Origin of the sequence: Methylobacterium sp. 190mf, from assembly GCF_900107945.1 — a bacterium.
Taxonomy (GTDB): domain Bacteria; phylum Pseudomonadota; class Alphaproteobacteria; order Rhizobiales; family Beijerinckiaceae; genus Methylobacterium.
Genome location: NZ_FNVI01000033.1, coordinates 40,228 through 46,403 on the forward strand (window position 1 = coordinate 40,228; position 6,176 = coordinate 46,403).

The 6,176-nt window shown below is 67.4% G+C and carries 4 protein-coding genes and 1 pseudogene; 2 read left to right on the forward strand and 3 right to left on the reverse strand.

Annotated elements, in window-relative coordinates:
• Nucleotides 1–104: 104 nt before the first annotated feature.
• Both C4T42_RS27605 and C4T42_RS27610 read left to right on the forward strand, forming a co-directional pair.
• The gene (locus tag C4T42_RS27605) at nucleotides 105–1,586 is read left to right on the forward strand and encodes a carbohydrate porin (RefSeq protein ID WP_234083210.1); all 1,482 of its coding nucleotides are present in this window, start codon (nucleotides 105–107) and stop codon (nucleotides 1,584–1,586) included.
• A 202-nt stretch (nucleotides 1,587–1,788) separates the two neighbouring features.
• The gene (locus tag C4T42_RS27610) at nucleotides 1,789–2,094 is read left to right on the forward strand and encodes a hypothetical protein (protein ID WP_020095942.1); all 306 of its coding nucleotides are present in this window, start codon (nucleotides 1,789–1,791) and stop codon (nucleotides 2,092–2,094) included.
• A 280-nt stretch (nucleotides 2,095–2,374) separates the two neighbouring features.
• On the opposite strand, the pseudogene C4T42_RS27615 reads toward C4T42_RS27610, so the two are convergent.
• The 3 genes and pseudogenes from C4T42_RS27615 to groL all read right to left on the reverse strand — a co-directional run.
• Nucleotides 2,375–3,676 (reverse strand): annotated as a pseudogene (locus tag C4T42_RS27615) (IS66 family transposase).
• 189 nt (nucleotides 3,677–3,865) lie between these two features.
• Nucleotides 3,866–4,678, reverse strand: coding sequence for a transglutaminase family protein (locus C4T42_RS27620; protein ID WP_020095946.1), 813 nt, complete (start codon nucleotides 4,676–4,678; stop codon nucleotides 3,866–3,868).
• A 244-nt stretch (nucleotides 4,679–4,922) separates the two neighbouring features.
• The coding region (gene groL / locus C4T42_RS27625) for a chaperonin GroEL (protein ID WP_103986243.1) at nucleotides 4,923–6,176 on the reverse strand (1,254 nt) is incomplete at its 5' end.

Genomic DNA, 6,176 nt, shown 5'->3' on the forward strand with positions numbered 1-6,176 from the left:
CGCGTCTGTCCCATCAATTCGCGGCGATGTCTCGCCACCGCCGTCGTCGAATGGTCACGAGGCTATGCCTTCGTTCGCCGAGCCCGATGTCTCCAGAGGTCCTGGTGCGCTCTGTCATCTGCGCCCTCGCTGGCATCACGCTCGTTCTCATCGCGCCGGTCGGCCGTGCCTTGGCCGAACCGGCCGCGGATCCGCTGGCGACGGCCGCGCGGGTCGCCGCGGAGGGCCTCGCCATCGGTTCACCCTCCGGCGCAGGCGGCGATCCGCAGACCTCGGTCGCTCAGCCCGTGTTCTCGGCCGGTCGCGCGGCGGAGGTCACGACCTCGTTCCAGCCCCTCCTCGGGGCCGCCGGCGATCCCGGCGGGTACCGCGCCTTCCTGGAGAGCCGCGGGATCACCTTCGGCCTGATCAGTGTGGCCGAGACCTACCGCAACCTGCGCGGCGGCCTGCGGCGGGGCTCCACGGGCCTGACGCTGCTCGATCTCGACGTCGATGTCGATCTCGACACGCTCGCCGGGTGGAAGGGGGCGACGGCCCACGCCACCGTCTACCAGATCCAGGGCAGCGGAGCCTCCCGCAGCCGCGTCGGCAACCTCATGACGATCAGCGAGATCGAGGCCCTGCCGGCTTCGCGGCTCTCGGAGCTGTGGCTGGAGCAGAGCCTGTTCGACGACAGGCTGTCCGTCCGTGTCGGCCAGCTCTCCGCCGACACCGAGTACATGGTGAGCCAGACCAGCATCCTGTTCACCAACGGTACCTTCGGCTGGCCGGAGATCTTCGCCGCGAACATGGTGGACGGAGGGCCGGCCTATCCGCTCTCGGCGCCGACCGTCCGCCTGAAGTACGTCCCGACGCCCGATCTCTCGTTCCAGGCGAGCGTGATCGACGGCACACCCGGCGGCGGCCGTCCCCGCTCGGGCGTAGACCCGCAGCGCCGCAATCCGAACGGTATCCGCTTCCCCGTCTCCGACCCCCCGCTCGTCATCGCCGAGGTCGCCTACGCCTACAACACCCGTCCGAGTTCCGAAGGCCGGCCGGGCACCGTCACGCTGGGCGGCTGGCACCGCTTCGGCCGCGTCGATGCCCTCACGCCGGATCCGGTGAGTGGCCTCGATCGGAGGGTTTCGGGCAATTCGGGCCTCTACGGGCTCATCGACCAGACGATCTACCAGGAGCCGGACGATCCCAACGACGGCGCCAGCGTCTTCCTGCGTGCGTCCGTCTCGCCGGGGGACCGCAATCTCGTGGACCTCTACATCGACGGCGGCATCGCCTATCGCGGCCTGATCCCCGGACGGTCGGACGACACGCTGGGCCTCGCCGTCGGCATCACCCGCATCTCCCCGGCGGCACGCCGGCTCGATGTGATCGCCGCGCTCCAGAGCACGACACCCGCACCGCGCCGGAGCGCCGAGATCTTGCTCGAAGCGACCTATCAGGCCGTGCTCGCGCCCGGCATCGCCCTGCAGCCGACCGTGCAGTACGTCGCCCATCCGGGTGGCGGGATCGCCAATCCGCGCGATCCTGACGGCAAGCGGGTGCGCGGCGCCGCGGTGTTCGGCCTGCGTGCCATCACCCGCTACTGAGGTGAACGCGGCCCGCTTGCGTGCCCCCGCGCGCGCCGAGCGCGTTCCGGTCTCGGGAGGAGCGCGGCGCGTCGGCGCGACCTCACGTCCGCGGGTGCGGCGCGTCGCGCGCGGGAAGCCGCCTGTGTGGCCGCGGTATCGGAACGCCCCGTCGGCTGACGGGTTTGTGAGCCGGCAGAAGGGGTCAGGTGAAGGTAGCGGTATGGCATCGATCCGGGAGATCGCGGACACGCTGAGGAAGATCGCCGCGCCGGGCATGAAGCCGAAGGCGATCCGTTCCGCCATCCGTGAGCGGCATCCGGAGGCGAGCAAGAAGGAGATCGTCCGCGCCGCGTTCTACGCCGTGACAGAAGGGGCGACCGCCGCTGAGGGTGCGACCGCGGAGCTTCACGACTTCGCGCTGGCTGAGCGCATCGCCGAGGACAACGCGGACGTGGTCTTGAAAGCGAGCAAGCGCAAGAGGAAGAAGCGTTCGTCGGACGCATCGGACCGATCGCTGGCGCACTGAGCAGGGCGCGCATCGTCCGGTTGCTGCACGCTGGAGATCCGCTTCCGGGAGACGTGCCGATACGCTCTGACGGCAGGGTCGGGTCGGTGGGAGGCCGTCCGCCTTTGCAGCGGTCGCGCTCCACAGCGGCCACTCCGCTCTCGGCCATATTTCGTCACGCTGGATCGACGTCGCGCGCAGAACCGGACATTCGACTTGGCGCCCAAGTCGGTCATTCATTCTGTTTGAAGAACGGCCGGTAAGCAGACATTTCAATTACCAAGGTCTGTGATGGCTGGGTTCAGGCACCGACGGTTTTGAGGATGGTTGCGAAGCGACGGGCGCCGGTCAGGCGCGCTGTGTCGACGACGGTGCGGATGGCGGTCTCGCCCTCGGCCGCTCACATGGCCCGGTCACCGTTGGTCACCTTCCGTTGCACGACGGCTGGACGAAGCAGCCGCTCCGAACTGTTGTCGGTCGGCCCGACCTTTCCGGGATAGGCGAGAAACACCAGGAGCTGATCGCGGGCGCGGCTGATCGTGGCCTGCAGCTCGCGGGTCAGGTCATAGCGGCTCGGCGTGGCCAAGATGGCACCGAATTGCCGATCCAGGCTCCGGCGCTGGGCTGAAAGCGTCGAGGCGGCGAGATCCACGACGTGTTCGGCCAGGGCGAACACGTCTCCCAGCCAGAGTTGCAGGCGCCAGGGTACGGGGTCATCGCTGACCTCGACAACGTAGGCGATGTCGAGGGCCAGATGCGCCAGGTGGGTCTGGTGTTCATCCGCGTGGCCTTGTTGGGCGGTATAGCGGTCCGAGTCCACACTGTGGGCCGGTGCCCCTCCATCATCTCCCGCACTACGACGGCGCCGCAAGTCGGCGAAGTCGTGTGCACCACGGCCGCAGCTGAGTGGAACAGCCAGTGGTAAGCGTTCGCGCCTTCGATCCGCACGCCGGTCTCGTCGCAGGCGATGACCTCGGCCCGGCGCCGGGGGCGCGATGGCCGCGTCACAACCGGACAGGAAGCAGCCCTGCGCGCGGCGGAGCAAGTTCATCAACCCGCCCTGGCTGAGGGTGAGGCCGAACAGGTCGGAAAGCGCCGCCTACAGCCGTTCGTACGAGAGCGCCTGTAAGGTCCTCAGGTACGTCGCCACCGCATGCAGCCGCGGACCGAACGGGGTGCCGCGAGCTGCTTCGGCCGATGGCGCGATCACGCGCGTCCCGCAGCTCGGACAACAAACGGCAAAGTGCTGGCGCTGCGTCACGATCGGTGCCACCGCGGGCAGCTCGATCTGCTCGGCGACGCTGATGACCTCTGCCGGAAGAGCGGCATGCAGGCTGGCGCCGCAGCACGCACACGCCTGGGAACGACGCGGGACGATTGTATCGGGATCATCGCTCAGCACCCGGCTGTGACCCTCGTGAGGGGGCTTGCCCCGCTGGGCTTGGAGTGCGCGCGCTGCTCCTTGCGATCCGTCACGGGCGGCTTGGATGAGGTGCGCGAGGTCTTGTCCGGTTGCTGCAGCCACAGCACCACCTTATCCTGAGTCTGTCGAAGGATCGATCAGTTCCTCGCGGCTCAGCCATTCCAGTTCGCTGCGGCCCATCTCACGAAGAAGTCAGCAAAATCCGTCCCACGCAAGGGCCTGGGCAATTGCCAGTCACTAACGCTGCATTTATCGATCTGCGTCAAGGATACGACACGTATTTGCGGTATCTCAGATAGGATTTGATAGCTTTCGTAGTCAAACGGCCGACGACTTCCAGCAGCCAATGCCGCGTTCAGAAATCTGCGACTATATTGGAGGCGCTTCTTCCGTCGTCACATGGAACGCGACGAGTTCGTTGGGTCCAAAGGTCAGCGTCAACGGGACGTCCGCGGCGTCTCGACCATAGGCGATCAGAATCCGACCGATGCGTGAGCTGTTGTTGCGCGGATCAAACGTGTGCCAGCGCCCGCCGAGAAAAACCTCCATCCAGGCAGCAAAATCGCCGGGCGCATGGGGCAGCGGCAGACCGATGTCGCTGACATAGCCGTTGCAGTAGCGTGCCGGGATGTTGAGACACCGGCAGAACGCAATCGCCAGATGCGCATAATCACGGCAGACGCCCCGCTGCTCCTCGAATGCATCGAAGGCCGTCCGCGTGGCTCGCGCATGCTCGTATCCGAAGGTAATTCGATCATGGACGTAGTCGCAGATCGCCTGCACACGCTCCCAGCCCGGTGGCAGGTGGCCGAACAGATCCCAGGCGATCGATGACAGACGATCGGTCTCACAGTACCGACTGCCGAGGAGGAACAGCACCGTATCCGACGGCAACTCCTCGATTGCGGTCTCCCGAGCGTCGAAGGCCGCCGGGTCGCCGCCGCCGGGGTCCCGCACGATCGTGTCGGTCCGCAGCGTGAAGCGGCCAGCCGGGGCAACCATGCGGCTGCACCAGTTCCCGAAACTATCGCGATAGCCCTGGACCGGTACAGCGGGGCTCGTGATCAAGTAGTCGGGTCGTTCGAGATCCGAGAAGCGCGATGCGTGGACGTTAAGCGTCGCGATGATGGGGGTGGGCTGCAGGAACTCGTAGGTCATCTTGCCGCCGACGAGAATGCGCATGTGCGTTGCCCTCAGGAGCGACTTCGGGATCGGCCGCCGCCGCGGCCTCCCGCGTCCCGGGCCGCCTCACGGCGCGAGACGCGGGTCTCGATCGCGATGACACGGCGCCGATGTTTGGGAGCTCTCCGGTCGGGCGCTTCCGCAGGACCGGAACGGGGCCAGTCCGTGCATCCCGGCCCGCGTGACGTGCCCCCGACGAGCCGGCGTCCGGCTCGTCGGGCATCACCGGAACTGGTTTGGTAGCTCAGAAGTCCATGCCGCCCATGCCGCCCATTCCACCACCGCTCGGCATCGGGGGAGCCTCCTTCCGCGGGGCCTCGGCGATCATCGCCTCGGTGGTCACCAGAAGGCCGGCCACCGAAGCCGCCCCCTGGATCGCCGCACGGACCACCTTGGCCGGATCGACGATGCCGGCCTGAAGCATGTCGACATACGCTTCGGTCTGGGCGTCGAAGCCGAAGGTCGAAGACGCATCGGCCAGGATCTTGCCGACCACGATCGAGCCCTCGACGCCCGAGTTCTGGGCGATCTGGCGCAGCGGCGCCTCGAGCGCCTTCAGCACGATCTTGATGCCGGCCTGGACGTCGGGGTTGTCGCTCGAGAGCGCCTGAACAGCCGCCGTGGCGCGCAGCAGCGCGGTGCCGCCGCCGGGGACGATGCCTTCCTCGACCGCCGCGCGGGTGGCGTTCAGCGCGTCGTCGACGCGGTCCTTCTTCTCCTTCACCTCGACCTCGGTCGCGCCGCCGACGCGGATCACCGCGACGCCGCCCGCGAGCTTGGCCAGGCGCTCCTGGAGCTTCTCGCGGTCGTAGTCCGAGGTGGTCTCCTCGATCTGCGCCTTGATCTGGCTGATCCGGCCCTCGATGTCGGACTTCTCGCCGACGCCGTCGATGATCGTGGTGTTCTCCTTCTCGATCCGCACGCGCTTGGCGCGGCCGAGCATGGGGAGCGTCACGTTCTCGAGCTTGATGCCGAGATCCTCGGCGATCATCTGACCCTTGGTCAGGATCGCGATGTCCTCGAGCATCGCCTTGCGGCGGTCGCCGAAGCCCGGCGCCTTGACGGCCGCGACCTTGAGGCCGCCGCGGAGCTTGTTGACGACGAGGGTGGCCAGAGCCTCGCCCTCGATGTCCTCGGCGATGATCAGGAGCGGCTTGCCGGTCTGAACGACGGCCTCGAGCACCGGCAGCATGGCCTGGAGCGACGAGAGCTTCTTCTCGTGGATGAGGATGTAGGGATCCTCGAGCTCGGCGACCATCTTCTCCGCGTTCGTGATGAAGTACGGGGAGAGGTAGCCGCGGTCGAACTGCATGCCCTCGACGACGTCGAGCTCGGTCTCGGCCGTCTTGGCCTCCTCGACCGTGATCACGCCCTCGTTGCCCACCTTCTGCATGGCGTGGGCGATCATCTCGCCGATCTCCTTGTCGCCGTTGGCGGAGATCGTGCCGACCTGGGCGACCTCGTCGGACGAGGCGACCTTGCGGGCGCGTGAACCGAT